At 62.4% G+C, this 17,676-nt stretch carries 12 protein-coding genes and 1 pseudogene; 8 read left to right on the forward strand and 5 right to left on the reverse strand.

Going from position 1 to position 17,676, the window contains the following annotated elements; translation table 11 throughout:
* Positions 1-122: 122 nt before the first annotated feature.
* Positions 123-920, reverse strand: coding sequence for a 3'-5' exonuclease (locus ABIB44_RS18435; RefSeq protein ID WP_354586147.1), 798 nt, complete (start codon positions 918-920; stop codon positions 123-125).
* 162 nt (positions 921-1,082) lie between these two features.
* Here ABIB44_RS18435 and ABIB44_RS18440 point away from each other — a divergent pair, with 162 nt between their 5' ends.
* The 8 genes and pseudogenes from ABIB44_RS18440 to ABIB44_RS18470 all read left to right on the forward strand — a co-directional run bounded on the left by ABIB44_RS18440 (position 1,083) and on the right by ABIB44_RS18470 (position 14,526).
* Positions 1,083-2,447, forward strand: a complete 1,365-nt coding sequence (locus ABIB44_RS18440; protein ID WP_354586148.1) for a helix-turn-helix transcriptional regulator — start codon at positions 1,083-1,085, stop codon at positions 2,445-2,447.
* A 96-nt stretch (positions 2,448-2,543) separates the two neighbouring features.
* Positions 2,544-2,915: a hypothetical protein gene (locus ABIB44_RS18445; RefSeq protein ID WP_354586149.1), complete on the forward strand. Its 372-nt coding sequence runs from the start codon at positions 2,544-2,546 to the stop codon at positions 2,913-2,915.
* A 137-nt stretch (positions 2,916-3,052) separates the two neighbouring features.
* A pseudogene (locus ABIB44_RS20550) lies at positions 3,053-3,763 on the forward strand (carboxypeptidase-like regulatory domain-containing protein); the annotation flags it as partial.
* Positions 3,764-3,859: 96 nt separating this feature from the next.
* Entirely contained in the window at positions 3,860-5,566 is a 1,707-nt protein-coding gene (locus tag ABIB44_RS18450) for an outer membrane beta-barrel family protein (RefSeq protein ID WP_502916504.1), read from the forward strand.
* A gap of 221 nt (positions 5,567-5,787) precedes the next feature.
* Positions 5,788-8,295 carry a TonB-dependent receptor gene (locus ABIB44_RS18455; protein ID WP_354586151.1) on the forward strand — a complete coding sequence of 836 codons (2,508 nt, stop codon included), beginning with the start codon at positions 5,788-5,790 and terminating at the stop codon, positions 8,293-8,295.
* A gap of 281 nt (positions 8,296-8,576) precedes the next feature.
* Positions 8,577-9,794 carry a M50 family metallopeptidase gene (locus ABIB44_RS18460; protein WP_354586152.1) on the forward strand — a complete coding sequence of 406 codons (1,218 nt, stop codon included), beginning with the start codon at positions 8,577-8,579 and terminating at the stop codon, positions 9,792-9,794.
* A 57-nt stretch (positions 9,795-9,851) separates the two neighbouring features.
* The gene (locus ABIB44_RS18465) at positions 9,852-10,745 is read left to right on the forward strand and encodes an ABC transporter ATP-binding protein (RefSeq protein WP_354586153.1); all 894 of its coding nucleotides are present in this window, start codon (positions 9,852-9,854) and stop codon (positions 10,743-10,745) included.
* A 133-nt stretch (positions 10,746-10,878) separates the two neighbouring features.
* A complete protein-coding gene (locus tag ABIB44_RS18470) occupies positions 10,879-14,526 on the forward strand; it encodes an ABC transporter permease/M1 family aminopeptidase (RefSeq protein ID WP_354586154.1) in 3,648 nt (1,215 codons plus the stop codon).
* A gap of 281 nt (positions 14,527-14,807) precedes the next feature.
* Here the strand turns inward: ABIB44_RS18470 and ABIB44_RS18475 are convergent, their stop codons facing one another.
* The 4 genes from ABIB44_RS18475 to ABIB44_RS18490 form a co-directional block, all read right to left on the reverse strand.
* Positions 14,808-15,266 (reverse strand): carboxypeptidase regulatory-like domain-containing protein, encoded by a 459-nt coding sequence (locus ABIB44_RS18475; RefSeq protein ID WP_354586155.1) that lies wholly within the window; start codon positions 15,264-15,266, stop codon positions 14,808-14,810.
* Positions 15,267-15,586: 320 nt separating this feature from the next.
* Positions 15,587-15,955 carry a peptidase associated/transthyretin-like domain-containing protein gene (locus tag ABIB44_RS18480; protein WP_354586156.1) on the reverse strand — a complete coding sequence of 123 codons (369 nt, stop codon included), beginning with the start codon at positions 15,953-15,955 and terminating at the stop codon, positions 15,587-15,589.
* 443 nt (positions 15,956-16,398) lie between these two features.
* Positions 16,399-16,782: a hypothetical protein gene (locus ABIB44_RS18485; RefSeq protein WP_354586157.1), complete on the reverse strand. Its 384-nt coding sequence runs from the start codon at positions 16,780-16,782 to the stop codon at positions 16,399-16,401.
* A gap of 181 nt (positions 16,783-16,963) precedes the next feature.
* Positions 16,964-17,566 (reverse strand): RNA polymerase sigma factor, encoded by a 603-nt coding sequence (locus tag ABIB44_RS18490; protein ID WP_354586158.1) that lies wholly within the window; start codon positions 17,564-17,566, stop codon positions 16,964-16,966.
* Positions 17,567-17,676: the final 110 nt, after the last annotated feature.

Consider the following 17,676-nt stretch of genomic DNA (forward strand, 5'->3'; position numbering starts at 1 on the left):
ACACCGGAACGTCGTGCTGCGCTTACCGAAGCCTCTCTACCGCAATAGTAATTAATTACTTGCGTGGTAAAGATGCTTCGGCAAGCGCAGCACGACGTTCTTTTTTTGTTCGCCGCTCGCCGCTACACCACCCGTCGCATGGGGGCTGGCGTGGCGTCGGCATATACAATGTGCTCGTCGCGCACGGGCTCCTCGCCCCGGAACTTTTGCAGGATGCGGGCCGTGGTAATGATGTCCTTCTGGCAGTATTGGGCAATGCGGGCTAGGTCGTTTTCCTCCCAGTACACCCGCGCCACGTCGGCTCCGGTAATATCGTCTTTGGGCGTGGGGATGCCGAACAGCGCGGCCAGCAGGTTGAGTGAAGTGTAGGACTTGCGGTCGCCGAATTTCCACAGCTCCATGGTGTCGTGGTGGGGCACCTCCCAGGGCTTCTTGCCGGCCAGGTCGAGTTGCGGGGGCAAGGCAAGGCCATTTACAAGCAGGCGGCGGCCGAGGTACGGGAAGTCGAATTCCTTGCCATTGTGGGCGCAGAGCAGGAATTTAGGTTTGTTGGCCAATAGTCCGGCGAAATCGCGCAGCAGCTGCTGCTCATCGTGGTCGGCGTAGCTTTTCACCCGGAAGCGCACGATTTCCTCCTCCTTATCAACCACGAAGTAGCCCACCGACACGCACACCACCTTGCCGAATTCGGCGTAGATGCCCGCCTGCTCGAACAGACTGGCGGCCGAGAGGTGGTCGGGGAAGGGCTCGGCGGCCTGCGGCCGGCCGGTGTAGCCCTGCTGGCGGCGCAGGCTTTCGCTCTTGTGCTCCCAAAGCTGGCGCAGCATGTCGTCGAGGCTGTCGTGACAATCCACGCAGGGCACGGTTTCGATGTCGATGACGAAGAGCTGGTCGAGCGGCGTGCGGTGCAGATGCTGCATGGATAGAGGCGGAAAAGGAATTGGAACAACCGAAGATACAGGCGGATGCCTCAGTTACCGAACGAATGAAATATAGATAACAACCAGGGCCGGTCGTGGCTTTATGGAAGCCAGACCCGGCCTGCCGTTTGGGCCGAAGGTCTATTCCGTATTTTCGTCGCCATGTTCTTCCAGTTCGGCCTGCATAGTTCGCTGCTTTTGCCGTTTGTGGTGCCGGGGGCGGTGGCTACGCTCTGGCTGCTGGCCCGGGCCTGGCGGCGCGGCAGCCCCGCCGATGCCCTGCTGGCGCTGCTGGTGCTGGTGCCGACCCTCAGCGTGAGCCAGTGGATGTTGGGCTATGCCGGCTGGTTCGATAGCCACGACGGCCACTCCACGGTGATGTTTTACGTGCCCTGGCGGGCCAACATGCTGTTGGGCGGTACCTACTACCTGTATTTTCGCAGCCTCACCAACCAGGATTTCCGCTGGCGGCCGGCCCTGAAGCACCTGCTGCCGGGCCTGCTCGAATGGGCCGCGTTTGGGGCCGTGGCGGCCTACGACCTGCTCTGGTACCACGGCCTGCGCGGCCGGCCGCTGCCCGATTTCTTTGGCACTAAAGGCGTCGGCGCTACCGTGCTCGACGCCACGGCCCTGCCCGCCGCCCTGCTCAGCTCGGCGCTGCTGCTGGGGTATGGCCTGCGCCTGCTGGCCGACTACCGCCACTACCGCCGCTACCTGAACGACAACTTCTCGGACCCCGAGCGCCTGCGCTTTGCCGGACTGCGGCAGTTGCTGGCCCTGCAGGCGCTGGTGCTGGTGCTCAGCCTATTATTTACGACGCTGAACCAGGTGTTCGATTTTAGCTACGACACGGCCTGGTACTTCTTCGCCCTGCGCGGCGTGCTGATTTACGGGCTGATTGTGGTAGGTATTCAGGCCAATTATGCCGCCGCTACCAGCTCATTGCGCTTCGGGGCTGGCAATGCAGCTGCCGCCGAAGCTGCCGTAGCGCCCGAACCGCTGGCCCTGGAAGAGCTGGAAGTCACCGCTGCTTCCGCCACCGTGCCCACCGCCATTGTGCCGGTTCCCCCGGCTACATTGGTGCCCCGAGGTGCGTCGGTAGCAGCCGCCACTAGCGAAGCAGTGCCAGCGGCCGCGGCCGAAGCGCAGAGTGCTGCCGCGCCCATCCCCGCCGGGCTGCCCCCGGAGCTGCATCCCTGGCGCGAGAAGCTGCTGCGCCTGATGGAGCAGGAGCAGCCCTGGCTGGAGCCCGAGCTCACCCTGACTGAGCTGGCCCACCGCCTGCGCACCCACCCGGCGCTGCTGTCCAAAGTCATCAACGCGGGTTGTGGGCAGAACTTCAACGACTTCGTGAACACCTACCGGGTGCAGGAAGCCCGCCGCAAGCTGGCCAATGGCCGCTTCGCGCACTACTCACTGGTAGGCGTGGCCCTGGAGAGCGGATTCAACTCTAAATCAACGTTTAACCGCGTGTTTAAGAAGCTGCTGGGCCAGGCCCCCAGTGAAGTGATGCGGCCCAAATCATAAGTTGGGACGGACCAGATAATGGTTTGGAGCGCCGGCCGGGGGGTGAGGCAGGACCTTTGGGTCATTCAATCACCTCACCCTAATCCCTCGTTCGCCATGCGTAATTTCCTGCTGACCCTGGCCCTACTGCTGCCCCTGAGCGCCGTGTTCGCCTTGGGCGATATTCATTCCGTCACCACCATCAAAGTCGGCCAGCAGTTCGTGCTGGGTGGGCAGCAGCGCGGAGCCTTCCGGGTGAAAGCGCGCAACAGCGGCCCGGTGCCGGTGAGCGTGGCCGAGCGCCGCGCCAACGGCGCGCTCACCGAGCTTGGCCGCCTCGAGCCGGGGCAGCGCGCAACGCTGGCTTTCGCCGCTGGCTCGGCGGCGCTGGTGCGCAACTTGGGCGAGCGCGAGGCCGAGCTAACTGTCGTCATCAGCGGCGACACCTCCTTTGGGATGGGCATGGGGTATGAGGGACTAAAAAAATAACAGGACCCGCTGTAACGTTTGGCCCCTGGCCCTGATAACTGGGGGGGGGGCAACTGGCAAGTAATCCGGTCGTTGCGGCCAACCTGCCCACCCGCCCTTTTCGCTATTTTCTAAACTTTCTTTCCTTTTCGCTGCTGATGAAACGTGCTACTCTCCGCCCGCTGGGCGCATTGCTGGTGGCGGCCCTGCTGCTGGCCCGCCCCGCCACCGCCCAAATCCCGGCTGCCGCGCCCGCGGCCACTACTGCCACCGCCACCGCCACGGGCTCGCTGAGCGGCACCGTGCTCGACTCGCTCAAGCGCGAGCCCGTGCCCTACGCCACGGTGGTGCTGCTGCCGGCCCGCGGCGACGACAAGCCCATTACCGGCGTGGCGGCCGACGAGGCGGGCCAGTTCTCCCTCACCAAGCTCCAGCCCGGCGCATTTCGGCTGCGGGTGAGCTACGTGGGCTACGGCACCCAGACCCGGTCCGTGAGCGTGAGCGCCGGCCCGACCGCCGTGCCCGCCTTCCAGCTGCCGGTGGCGGGCACGGCGCTGGGCGAGGCGGTGGTGATTGGCACCAAGCCCGTGGTGGAGGTGCGCCCCGACCGGCTGGTCTACAACGCCGACCAGGACGTGACCAACGCCGGGGGCACGGCGGCCGATGTGCTGCGCAAAGCTCCGCTGCTGGCCGTGGACGGCGAGGGCAACGTGAAAATGCGGGGCTCCAGCAACTTCAAGGTGCTGGTCAACAACAAGCCCTCGCCCACGCTGGCCAGCAACCTGGCCGAGGCGCTGAAAGGCATTCCGGCCGAGCAGATTAAGTCGGTCGAAATCATCACCACGCCGCCGGCCAAATACGACGGCGAGGGCACGGCCGGCATCATCAACATTGTGCTGAAAAAAGGGGTGGAGCAGGGCCTGAACGGCCGGGTGGGCCTCACGGCCGGCAGCCGCAACTCGGGCGTGAACAGCTCGTTGAACTTCAAGACCAAGAAGCTGGGCTTCACCTCGTCGGGCGGCACGGGTGGCTGGTACGGGCCGAACCAGTCGGAGCTCACCCGCACCGGCCAGCTCGATGGCTCGACCCTGCGCCAGCGGGGTACGGGCAACTACGGCGGCCAGTGGTACTACGGCTCGTTGGGCCTCGACTACGACCTAAGCGACAAGCAAAGCCTGTCGCTGGCCGCCTCGGTGAATGGCTACGCCGGCCACAACTACAACACGATGCTGAACGAATATGCCGCGCCCGCCGCGCCGCAAACCAACCAGCTGTTCACCCGCGCCACCAACAGCGTATTCAGTGGCCTCAACAGTGAATTGACTGGTACCTACACCAAAACCTACGCCCTGCCCCGCAAGGAGTGGAGCGTGCTGGGCCAGTATGCCAACAACGGCGGCACTTTCGGCTACGACTTCGACCAGTACCAGAATTCCTACACCAACCTCGAAACCAGCCGCGCCAACTACCGCGAGCGCAGCCGGGGCCGCACGCCGGGCTCCGAAGTCACGTTCCAGACCGATTTGGTGCAGCCTTTCGGCGAGAAGCAGACGCTGGAAACCGGCCTCAAAAGCATCTGGCGGCGCACGGGCTCGGTGGCCAGCGTGGACGGGGATAGCCTGGTGCGGGGCCAGCGCACGGGGTTTGCACAACTGTCCGGCCGCTCCACCGATTTCAGCTACGCTCAGGACGTGCAGGCCGGCTACGCTACCTACACCAATAAGCTGAGCAAGAAGCTAACCCTGAGCCTGGGCAGCCGCCTCGAGCGCACGGCGCTGTCGGCCACCTTCCGCACCACCAACTCCGATATTCCGGCCCGCAGCTACCTCTCGCTGCTGCCCAATGGCAACGCCCAGTATGCGTTTAGCGACAATAACAGCCTGCGCCTGGCCTACAGCAAGCGCATCACCCGGCCCTATATCGACTACCTCAACCCGTTCGTAGACCGCTCCGACCCGAAAAACCTCGTGTACGGCAACCCCGCGCTCGACCCCGAGCTGACGGATTCCTACGAGCTGGCTTTCAATACCAACGGCAAGGCCGGCTCGCTGAACATCGCGGCCTCGATGCGGCGCACGGGCAACGCCATCGAGTCCATTCGCCTGGGGCCCGACGCGGACGGTATTACGCGGCAGACCTACGCCAACGTGGCGGCCAATGCCTATTACCAGCTCAATTTCTATGGCTCGGCCAAGCCGGCGAAGGGCTGGGATATCAGCGGTGGGCCCGATATTCAGTACATCGTGCGCCGGAGCCCGGCGCTGGGCATCGAGCGGCGCGGTTTTACGGCCAGCCTGAATCTCAACACCTCTTATAAGCTGCCCAAAAAATTCACGCTGCAGGGGTTCCTGGTGGGTTCGCTGCCCTCGCCCGATTTGCAGGGCCGCGGCTCGGCCAACCTCTACTACCAGCTGGGAGCCAAGAAAACCTTCCTCAAAGACAAGGCCGACGTGGTGCTGAACTTGGCCGCCCCCTTCAACAACTACTGGCTCTACCGTAACACCATCGAAACGCCCACTTTCCGCGAAACCAACCTGAACTACGCCTATCAGCGCTGCTTCCGGTTCGCGTTCAACTACCGGTTTGGGCAGGCGCAGCAGGGGGGCAAGCAGCGCAAGTCCGTTTCGAACGACGATGTGAAGAGCGGAGGCAGCAAGCAGGGTGGGCAGTAGGTGCTGGCAAGGGCGTGGGCTGGATTTCGTCATCAGCGACGACGCTTCCGTCAGTATGGATATGAGATGTGAATGGACGAAGAAATAATTGGCCCGTCAATGCGTTAGGCCTCCAGTCCGGATGCCTGCGCTGCCAGGGGTAATTATTCTGGCTATCGCAGGCAACCTAGTCGCGCGTATTTCCATCTGTTTCTCGAATCCTCCTTTCCTTTTTGCTGCTGATGAAACCTGCTACCCGTCGCCTACCGGGTGCGCTGCTGCTGGCTGTCCTGCTACCACTGGCCCGCCCCACCACCGCCCAAACCCCGGCTGCCGCGCCCGCGGCTGCTACCACCACCACCACCGCCACCGGCTCGCTGACCGGCACCGTGCTCGACTCGCTCAAGCGCGAGCCCGTGCCCTACGCCACGGTGGTGCTGCTGCCGGCCCGCGGCGATGACAAGCCCCTCACGGGGGTGGCGGCCGACGAGGCGGGCCGGTTCTCCCTCACCAAGCTCCAGCCCGGCGCATTTCGGCTGCGGGTGAGCTACGTGGGCTACGGCACCCAGACCCGGTCCGTGAGCGTGAGCGCCGGCCCGACCGCCGTGCCCGCCTTCCAGCTGCCGGTGGCGGGCACGGCGCTGGGCGAGGCGGTGGTGATTGGCACCAAGCCCGTGGTGGAGGTGCGCCCCGACCGGCTGGTCTACAACGCCGACCAGGACGTGACCAACGCCGGGGGCACGGCGGCCGATGTGCTGCGCAAAGCTCCGCTGCTGGCCGTGGACGGCGAGGGCAACGTGAAAATGCGGGGCTCCAGCAACTTCAAGGTGCTGGTCAACAACAAGCCCTCGCCCACGCTGGCCAGCAACCTGGCCGAGGCGCTGAAAGGCATTCCGGCCGAGCAGATTAAGTCGGTCGAAATCATCACCACGCCGCCGGCCAAATACGACGGCGAGGGCACGGCCGGCATCATCAACATCGTGCTCAAAAAGGGTGTGAACCAGGGCCTGAACGGCCGGGTGAGCGCCTCGGGCGGCAACCGCAACGCCGGCGGCAACGGCTCGCTGAATTTCAGACAAAACAAATTCAACTTCACCTCCGCACTTAGCGGCGGGACTAATTTTGGCCCGAGTGAATTCATCCGCGACCGGGTTGGGATTTCGAGTCAGGGCAACGACTTGCTGTCGCAGCGCAGTGCTGGTAGCTACCGAGGTAGCTACTTTTACGGCACGCTGGGGGCCGATTACGACCTGACCGACAAGCAAAGCCTGTCGTTGTACGGCTCGCTGAACGGCTATAAAGGCCAGAACGACAACGACCTGGTGAGTCGCTACACGGCCCCCAACGCGGCCCTGAACAAGCTGTTTACCCGGGCCACCAACTCGGTTTATCAGCGCATCAACGGGGAGTTGACGGGCACGTACACCCACACCTTCGCGCAGGCCCGCCGCGAGTGGAGTGTACTGGGCCAGGTGGCCCACAACAACGGCTCGAATAACTACACCCTGAGCCAGTTTCCCAACTCCGATGTGGCCCTGGACCTCGGCCGGGCAGACTACCGCGAGCGCAGCGAAAACCGCACTCCCGCCACGGAATACACTGCGCAAACGGATTTCGTACAGCCCTTTGGCGAAAAACAAACCTTGGAAACGGGCGTGAAAGCCATCTGGCGGCGCACCGGAGCCGTGGGTACCGTGGACGGCTTCACCCCCGGCCAGGCCACCGATTTTGTGCGCCTGCCCGCCCGCTCCACCGATTTCGACTATGGCCAGGACGTGCAGGCGGCCTACGCCACCTATTCCTTCGCCGCCAGCAAAAAGCTGAACATGAGCCTAGGCAGCCGCCTGGAGCGTACGGCGCTGGCCGCGAGCTTCCGCACCACCGAGTCTAACTTTTCGCGCAGCTACTACACGCTGCTGCCCAACTGGTTTGCCCAGTATGCCCTCAGCGAGTCGAGTAGCCTGCGCCTGGCCTACGGCCGCCGTATCACCCGGCCCTACATCTACTACCTCAATCCCTTCGTCAACAAATCGGATACCCTGAACATCTCCTACGGCAACCCCAACCTGGCCCCGGAGCTGACGGATTCCTACGAGTTGAGCTATAACACCAACGGCAAGGCCGGCTCGCTCAACGTCGCGGGGTCGGTGCGGCGCACGGGCAACGCCATCGAATCGTTGCGCCTCCCTACGGCCAGCCCCGGCGTCACGGTCGAAACCTACGCCAACGTGGCCTCCAACGTGTATTACCAACTCAATTTCTACGGCTCGGCCAAACCGGCCAAAGGCTGGGATATCAGCGGCGGGCCCGATATCCAGTACATCGTGCGCCGCAGCCCTTCGCTGGGCATTGAGCGGCGCGGCTTCTCGGCCAGCCTCAACCTCAATACCTCGTATAAGCTGCCGAAAAAGTTTACGGTGCAGGCCTTCGGCTACGGCTCCTTGGCCGGCCCCGAGCTGCAGGGCCGCGGCCTGGGCTACCTCTACTATTCGCTGGGCTTCAAAAAGACTTTCCTGAACGACAAAGCGGACCTGAACGTCAACGTCTCGAACCCCTTCACCCGCTACACGGCGTTTGGCAGCACACTCAGCACGCCCTATTTCGAAGAGCGGCAGGAGTACCGCTCGTACCAGCGCAGCGTGCGCGTCAGCTTCGGCTACCGCTTCGGGCAAGAGCAGCAGAGCAAGCGCCGCAAATCCATTTCGAACGACGACGTGAAGGGCGGTAACAGCAAGCAGGGCGGGCAGTAGGGGGTGAATGAAACAGCACGACCGTTCTTTTTCCCTGTCATCACCTCACCCGCTCACCGCAAATGCCGCCGCAAGGCCTGCTCACGGGCAGCCCGCAGGCTGCGCCAGCCGCAGGTTGCCGCGGAAGCGCTCCTGACCAGCCAGGTGTATGGGGTAGTATTTGTGGCTTTTACAGTAGGGAACTGGTTGGTGGGCAGCTGGCTGTAATGCGTGGGCCCGCTCCGGCGATATATTCGTTGTCGTCTTCAAACGCCCCGGCGCTTGCCGCCGGTAGCCAGCTCATGAAAAACATTCGTAAATACGGGCCGCGTCTGGCCCTGGCGTTGCTGGGGGCCGCGGCGGGCGTGCTCATTGGCAAGTACCTGGGCCACGCCGCCCGGTCGGCTGGCGGAGCCGGAAATCCGTGGCAGACCATGGGGGCGCTGCTGGTGCTGCTGCCGCTGGCCTGGCTGGTGGCGGTGGGGCTGCACGAACTGGGCCATGCGCTGCTGGGCCGCCGCCAAGGCTTTCGGTTTCACTGGCTGGCGGTGGGGCCGTTTATGTGGAAGATGCGCGAAGGCCGCCTGCGCTTCGAGTGGAACAAAAACCTGAACACCGCCGGTGGCATGGTGCTCAGCACGCCCACCGGCGACCATGACCTGCGCCGCCGGTTCATGGCGTTTGCCGCCGGTGGGCCGCTGGGCAGCGTGGTGTGGGCCGGGTTGGCGCTGGGGGCCTACGCGCTGCTGCCCACGCCGGCCTCGGAGGTGGGGCGGCTGCTGCGGGTGGGCCTGGGGGCCAGCGGCGGCATTTCGGGCCTATTGGCCGTGCTCACCCTTATTCCCATGCACACCGGTGGGTTTTATAGCGACGGGGCGCGGGTGCTGAACCTGTGGCGCGACGGCGCGGCCGGGCAATTCGAAGTCGCCGTGGTGTCGGCCATGGCCCGCTCCGTGAACGGGGTGCGGCCCCGCGAGCTACCCCGGCAGCTGCTCGAAGCCGCCGCCACCCGCCCCGAAGAGCTGCCCTTCAAGCTTTACGTTCATTATTACCTCTACCTGGCCACCCTCGATGCGGGCCAGCTGGAGCCGGCCGCGCACCACCTGGCCGAGTACCGCCACCGCCTGGCCGCCACGCCCGCCGCTTTGCAGGGCAGTGGCTGGCTCGAATCGGCGTTTTTCGCGGCGGCCTACCAACACGATTTAGCGGCGGCCCGCACCTTTATGGCCCAAGCCAAGCCCTCCGCTCATATCGAGGCCGACGTGTGGCCCAGGGCCGAAGCCGCCCTGGCCCGCCTGGCCGGCGATGCCGACCGCGCCCGCACCCATGCGCAGGCCGCGCTGCAAGCCTTGCCCAGCAACCTCGACCAGGGCAGCGCCCACTTCTACGCCGAGTGGCTGGCCGACACCCTGCGGTGGGCCGACGTGGCGGAGCTGCCCACGGGTGTTGCGTCGGCTTCCCAGGCAACCAATGAGGGCCGGGCCGCATCTGCCGGGTCCGGCGGCGATGCCGACGGCTGACGCGCTACCTTGCCAATCGTAACTTATTGCCTTCGAACTCACCTTTTTTCTGCGAAAATGTCCCTTACCATTTCCAATCTTTCCAAAACCTACGCCAACGGGGTGCAGGCCCTCAAAAACGTCAGCCTCGACATTCCGACCGGCATGTTCGGTCTGCTCGGCCCTAATGGGGCCGGCAAATCGAGCCTGATGCGCACCATTGCCACGCTGCAGGATGCCGACACCGGCTCCATCATGCTCGACGACCTCGACGTGCTGAAGGACAAGGACGCCGTGCGCCGCGTGCTGGGCTATTTGCCGCAGGAATTCGGCGTGTACCCGCGCGTATCGGCCGAGGAGCTACTCGACCACCTGGCCGTGCTCAAGGGCATCGGGAATAAGAAGGAGCGCAAGGAAATTGTGGAGGCCCTGCTCCAGCAAACCAACCTCTGGAACGCCCGCAAGAAGAACCTGGGCGGCTATTCGGGCGGCATGAAGCAGCGCTTCGGCATTGCCCAGGCCCTGCTCGGCAACCCCAAGCTCATCATCGTCGACGAGCCCACCGCTGGCCTCGACCCCGCTGAGCGCAACCGCTTCCACAACCTGCTGAGCGAGATTGGCGAGAACATCATCATCATTCTGAGCACGCACATCGTGAGCGACGTGACGGATTTGTGCCGCCACATGGCCATCATCAGCCAGGGCCAGGTACGCCTCACCGGCGACCCCCTCACGGTGGTGGAGCAGCTGCGCGGCCAGGTGTGGCGCAAGCTGGTGAACAAGGACGAGGTGGCCGCCACCCAGGCCGAGCACCACGTCATCAGCTCGCGCCTGTTCGCGGGCAAAACCATCGTGCACGTCCTCAGCGACACGCGGCCCGATGGGACTTTTGAGGAGGTGAACCCCGATTTGGAGGACGTGTATTTCGCGCAAATCGCGGAGCGGCCGATGGCGCAAGCCGTCGCAGTCTAGTTGGTCATGTCGAGCGCAGCCGAGACATCTCGCGTGCTGAAGTAATTCAATCGTCAGACGAAACGAGCGAGCTGTCTCGGCTGCGCTTGACATGGCGTTTTGCTTTCCCATCACTGCTCACCTTTCTGCAATCATGTTCCTCCCCATCTTTCTTTTTGAGCTTAAATACCGCCTGCGCCGCCCGGCCACGTGGATATACTTCATCGTGCTCGCCCTTATGGGCGGACTCATTACCTCCGCCGCCGGGGGCATTTTCGGGGCCGGTACCAACATCAGCCTCGGGGGCGATGGCGGCCACGTGCACGTCAACTCCCCGTTTTCGCTGAATGCGGCCATCTCGCTGCTCAGCTGCTTTGGCATTCTCATCACCTCGGCCATCATGGGCAACCCCGTGTACCGCGACTTCGAGCACCGCACGTACGCGCTGTTTTTCACCAAGCCCATTAGCAAGGCCAGCTATTTGGGCGGGCGGTTTTTTGGCTCGCTGGCGGTGTGCGCGCTGGTGTTTGGCGGTATTTTGCTGGGTACCTGGGTGGGTGGCCTGCTGCCGGGCGTAGAAGCCGACAAGTTCGGCCCCAACCACCTGAGCTACTACCTGCGGCCGTTCCTGGTGTTCGTGCTGCCGAACCTGCTGTTCACCGGGGCCATTTTCTTCACGCTGGCCACGCTCACGCGCAACATCCTCAGCACCTACATCGGCGCGGTGCTGCTGCTGGTGGCCTACCTGATTTCCTCGTCCTTCCTCGGCGACCTCGATAACATTACCCTGGCCTCGATGCTCGATGCCTTTGGCCTGGGGGCCAGCTACTACACCACGCGCTATTTCACAGCTGCCGAGAAAAATACCGTCCTGGTTCCCATCAGCCAGTACATTCTGCTCAACCGGGCGTTTTGGGTGGGGCTGGGCGTGGCGCTGCTGGCGCTGTGCTACGCGCGCTTCCAGTTCTCGGCCTTTGCTTCGGATAAAGCGCCCTCGAAAAAGAGCCGCGCTGCCTCGGCCCTGGCCGAGCTGGTGGCCGCGCCCATGGGCGGGCGGCTGGTGCTGCCGCGCGTCACGCAGCTGTTCAGCAATGCCATGAGCCTGCGCCAGTACTGGAGCCTGACCAAGCTGGAGTTTCGCGGCATCGTGCGGAGCGTGTACTTCGCGGCTATCGTGGGGGCGGGCGTTATTTTCCTGCTCGTGAGCGGCTGGCAGGTGGGCAAGCTCTACGACACCACCACTTACCCCGTTACGGCCGAAATGGTAGAGCTGCTCAGCGGCACCTTCGCCCTGTTCATCCTCATCATCATTACTTACTACGCCGGCGAGCTGGTGTGGCGCGAGCGCGACGCGGGCGTGGCCCAGATTACCGATGCCCTGCCGGTGCCCAACTGGGTGCCTTTCCTGAGCAAGCTTTCGGCCCTGGGGTTGGTGCAGGTGCTGCTGCTGGGGGTGGTGATGGCCTGCGGCCTGCTGCTACAAACCCTGAAAGGCTATTTCCACTACGAAGTGGGCCTGTATATTGAAACGCTATTCGGCTTCAAGCTGATTGACTACCTGCTGCTGTGCGTGCTGGCCATGCTGGTGCAGGTGATTGTGAACAACAAATACCTGGGGCATTTCGTGATGGTGGTGTACTACCTGGCCACCATTTTTCAGAGCCAGATGGGCATCAACCACAAGCTGCTCGACTACGCCGGCAATCCCGCCACGCCCTATTCCGACATGAACGGCTACGGGCACTTCGTGGAAGGGTTTACCTGGTTTAAGCTGTACTGGGCGGCCGGGGCGCTGCTGCTGGCGCTGGTGGCCAACATTTTCTGGGTGCGGGGCACCGATGCGGCCTTCGTGCGCCGCCGGGCCGAAGCCAGCCGCCGCTGGGGCCGCCCCGCCTGGACGGCCCTGGCCCTGGGCTCCCTGGTGATGCTGAGCGCCGGCAGCTTCATCTTCTACAACACCAACGTCGAAAACCGCTACCTCACGCCCAAGGCCCAGCAAAAGCTCCAGCTCGGCTACGAGCAGCAGTACCGCCGCTTCAAGGACCTGGCCCAGCCCCGCGTGGTGGCCGTGAACCTGAAAACCGACCTGTACCCCGCCACCCGCCGCGTGCACATCGACGGCAGCATCTGGCTGAAAAACCGCCACGCCCGCGCCCTCGACACGGTTATTGTGCAGGTGCCGCAGCGGGCGCGGGTGCGCAAAATGGAGCTGGGCCGCCCGGCCGCCGCGCTCGTCCTCGACGACAGCGCCGTGAACGTGCGCTTCTACCGCCTGGCCCGGCCGCTGGCCCCCGGCGACTCGCTGGAAATGACCACCGTGCTCGACTACGGCGAAACCGGCTTCCCCAACTCCGGCTCTAACACCGACATCGTGCAGAACGGCATCTTCCTGAACAACGGCAACTACCTGCCCAGCATTGGCTACAACGAACAGGGCGAGCTCGGCGACGACGACGTGCGCAAGCGCAACGGCCTGAAGCCCAAGGACCGCATGGCTCCCGCCACCGACCTGGCCGCCCGCCAGAACATGGGCCTGGCCCAGGATGCCGACTGGATTCGCTTCGAAACCACCCTGAGCACCAGCGCCGACCAGTTGGCCGTGGCCCCCGGCCGCCTCATCAAGGACTGGAAGCAGGGCGACCGCCGCTACTTCCACTACAAGATGGAGCAGCCGATGCTCAACTTCTACACTTTCCTGTCGGCCCGCTACCAGGTGTACAAGGATGCGTGGCAGGACTCGGCCGGCCACCGCGTGGTGCCCATCGAAATATATTATCAGCCCGGCCACGAGTACAACCTGAAGTCGATGGCCGCCGCCGTGAAGGAGTCGTTTGCCTACTACACCAAAAACTTCGGCCCCTACCAGCACCCGCAGGTGCGCATTCTGGAGTTCCCGAAGTACGCCAGCTTCGCCCAGAGCTTTGCCGGCACCATTCCGTTCTCCGAAAGCATCGGCTTCATCGCCAAAGTCGACCCCACCGACCCCGAGGACATCGACTATCCGTTCTACGTGACGGCCCACGAAATTGCCCACCAGTGGTGGGGCCATCAGGTGGCGGGCGGCAACGTGCAGGGCGAAACCATGCTCGTCGAAACCATGGCCCAGTACTCGGCTCTGATGGTGATGAAGCACCACTACGGGGCCTACACCATGGGCAAGTTCCTGGATTACGAGCTGAACAGCTACCTGCGCGGCCGGGCTTTCGAACGCAAGAAGGAGGTGCCGCTGGCCAAGGTCGAAAACCAGGGCTACATCCACTACCGCAAGGGTTCGGTGGTGATGTACGCCCTGCAGGACTACATCGGCGAGGCCCAGGTGAACACCGCCCTGCACCGTTTCCTCGAACAGCACAAGTTTGAAACCGCGCCCTACACCACGGCCCCCGAGCTGGTGGCCGAGTTCCGCAAAGTCACGCCCGATTCGCTCCAGAACCTAGTTACGGACATGTTCGACCGCATCACGCTCTACGAAAACCGCATTACCGATGCTGCCGTGAAGAAGCTGCCCAACGGCAAGTTCCAGGTCAACTTCACCGTCAACAGCAAGAAGCTGCTGGCCGACAGCCTCGGCACCGAGCGCCCCGTGGCCGAAAACGATTACCTGCCGCTGGCTGTGTTCGCGGCCGTGGGCAAAGACAAGAAGCCCGTGCCGCCGCTACTACTCACCAGGCGCCGCCTGCACGCCGGCGACAATAAGTTCGAGTTCATCACCGCCCGCGAACCCGCCAAAGTCGCGGTCGACCCCTACCACGAGTTCATCGACCGCGTGCAGAAGGACAACAGCCAGGAAGTGAAGCTGTAAGATGGCTGAGCCGCTGTGATTGAGCACTCGGGCATAAGCATCGTATTCGCTCGAACGTCATGCTTCATCTTGCGTCCGCGCAGTCGAAGCATCTCTACTGCTTCGTTCAACGGCTCATGCGAAGCGGTAGAGATGCTTCGACTGCGCGGACGCAAGATGAAGCATGACGTTCCATTCAATGCGCTTACTTATGCTTGACTATTTAACCAAAAAATCCCCAGCCTGGATGGCTGGGGATTTTTGCGGTCGGGCCGCCGCAGTAGCTGCGGGGGTAATAGTTGTTAGCGCATGTTGCGGCGCACTTCGCGCAGGTCATGGTTGGCTTCTTTGCGGGCCGTTTTCAGGTAAAATTTAAGCTGCTGCCGGCGCGCCATTGGAATTTTATGCTCGTCCGACAGCGTGACAATTGGCTCGGCATCGTCGGTGTTCAGGGTAAGGGTTTCGTCGGCATAGCCCGCGAACGATACCACGGCTTGCAGCGTGCGGGTACTGGCCGGCACCACAAACTGAAACTCGCCTTCGGAGTTAGTTACGGTCATTTGCTTGGTAACCAATAGGGTTACAACGGCACCCGGCAGTGGCCCATCGGGGTTGGTGATGCGGCCGGCCAGCACTACCGTCGGCTCGGAAGGCGGCGTACCGTCATCCGTCGAATGCGGCGTGTTGCTGGCGAGCAGCACTTGACCCTTGGCGGCTGGCGAGGCAGCAGCCAGGCAGGCCGCAGCGAAAAAAAGTAGCATAGTACGCATGATAATACTGGCTAAAAGTTGGCGTAGGGAGGGCTGATACAGTCAGTGTACAGCGTCAGGGTAGTTGGTGGTTTTCACTTCATGCGTCCCTTTTGGCATCCAGGCTAACCCATTGGAAAATCGGTTGCCGAAGCGAAATTCATCGGATGCGATGGGCGAAAAACCCCTGGCTATGAAGGACCAGGGGTTTTTTTCGACAGGGTGTGGTTTGCAGAAAAGAAAGGTGGTGTGAAGTGTATTTGCAGAAAAAAGGTGGTGTGAAGCGTGTTTGCAGAAAAAAGGAGTAGTGAGAAAAGCTAGTTGGCAGTTGATTATTTTGATTTGATGGCGTGCGGGCGCAGCAGATACACCGAGCCCATGGCTTGCACCGGGGGCAGGCGCACTACTTCGTCCTGCAGACCGGCGTAGCCGCAGGTCAGCTCGATTACCTGCGCCTCGGCGGGTACGCGCAGTTCAAATTCGCCCTCAGCATTGGTGACTGCGATGGTGCGGGAGCCGTGTAGCCAAACCGTTGCGCCAGGCAGCGCGCCTTGCTGGCCCTGCACCACCCCGTGCACGGTTTTGTAGGCGCTGGCTTTGGGGCTTTCCTCGGGGTCGGGGTGGGCCATCGCCAGGGCAGGCTGCGTCGCGCTGTTAAAGGCAAACTGGGCCCGGCCGGGCAGTCCGGCAAGAAGCAGCATGCATGCAGCGGCCAGGGCGGATGCGCGGTGGGAAAGCATTGTCGATTGCACTAATTGAATTAATTTTAGAACGATGCAAACATACAAGGTTCAGAACTATCCTGCAACTTTTTATTCAAAATAAATTCACGTTTAATCTAGGATTAAAACAAAAAAATAAAACAAAATCGGGATTTTACAACGCAAAAGCCCCCGCATGTGAAATGCGAGGGCTAACGGATGTGACAAAAATAAATGATAATGAGAATAAAAAAAATATGCTTAATGCAAATTATCTATCCATTGAACACTCGCTGCACTCTTTTAAGGAGTGGCAACCTGCCGAAAAACGAGGTGTTGGTTAGGTTAATGGCTAATTGAGTGATGGCTGCGCCCAGCATAACCAAGGAAAGAAAAGCGCGTTTGTTATTGCCGCGCCCCTTTTTGGCGTTGGGTTACGGGCTTTAGGCTGGTTGCTGGGTGGTGTGCGCGGCGGGAGCTTCGGGCTGGCGGCCCCAGCCGGTGCCACAACGGCTGCGCATCTGCTGACGGAACTTCTCGCGGGCTTCGGGGCTGAGGTGTTCCATGCGGCCGGTCATGCGCTGCTGCCACTCGCGGCGTTTGCGGGCCCAGCCGCCGGGCCGCCCCCCGCCCCGAAAGCCGCCAAATAGAATGCGGCTTAGCAGCAGCAGGCCAAATGTTTGGCCCAGGGTGATGAACGGCAGGCGGAAAAGGGCCGGCATCAGCCAGTTCCAAAGGGCCTGAGTAATAAAGCCGGCTGCGGTTATAAACAGCACCGCGAAGAAGAAGAAGCGAAGGCCGCGCAGCAGCCAGAATTTACGGTCCATGATAAGGGAATGGTTAACGGTCGGTGGTTAATGGTTGATGATTAAGATGCAAGACACAGGCTAAAAGCAGTCACTCAGCAATTAACTGCCCTGCTACTGATTGCTGCACTCTGGTTATTCGGTTAATAATTGTTATTCAAAAAATCAACCATCTAACCGTTAATCATTAACCGCTAATAAATCAGTCGGTGAACAGCTCGGTGTAGAGCGTTTGCAGGCGCTTGCGAAGGTGCAGCACAGCGTAGTGCTTGCGCGAAATCAGGGTTTTGAGCGGCACGCCGGTTTCGGCTTCCATTTCACGGAAGGTTTTGTCTTCCAACTCGTGCCACACAAATACCTGGCGTTGGGCGGCGGGCAGTTCGGCCAGCGCATCGGAAAGGGCGTCCATAAGGGTTTCGCGCAGCAACCGGTTTTCGGGCGAGTCGTCGGGAGCGGGCAGCAGGTCGGCCAGCAGCAGGCCCTCGCCGTCGTCGCTGGCCTCGGCCGCCCCGAAGGCTGCTTCGAGGCTCACGGGGCGCTTGCGGCGGTAGAGGTCGGTGATGCGGTTGCGAGCTACCCGAAAGAGCCAGGCCGCGGCCTGCTCCACAGGCTTGAGCAGCCGGTAGCTTTCGACGAGCTCGGCGAACACATCCTGGAGCAGGTCTTCGGCCTCGGCCTCATCGGGAATGCGCCGCCGGATGAACTGCAGCAGCCGGGGCCGCTGCTGGCGCACGGCTTCGGCAATCTGGTGGTCTTGCTGCGAAGCCGTCATCGGCGCGAGGGGGGAGGGGAGCGAGAGAGTCATGGCATTCATTCTGCCTAAACAGACGCCCGGGCTCTGAAATTACTTTATTTCGACTGGAAAGCACAGGGAGGAAGCAGGCTAAGATACCAATACATTAATTGAATTAGGTA

It is taken from the genome of Hymenobacter sp. UYCo722 (genome assembly GCF_040547115.1).
Classification (GTDB): Bacteria; Bacteroidota; Bacteroidia; order Cytophagales; family Hymenobacteraceae; genus Hymenobacter.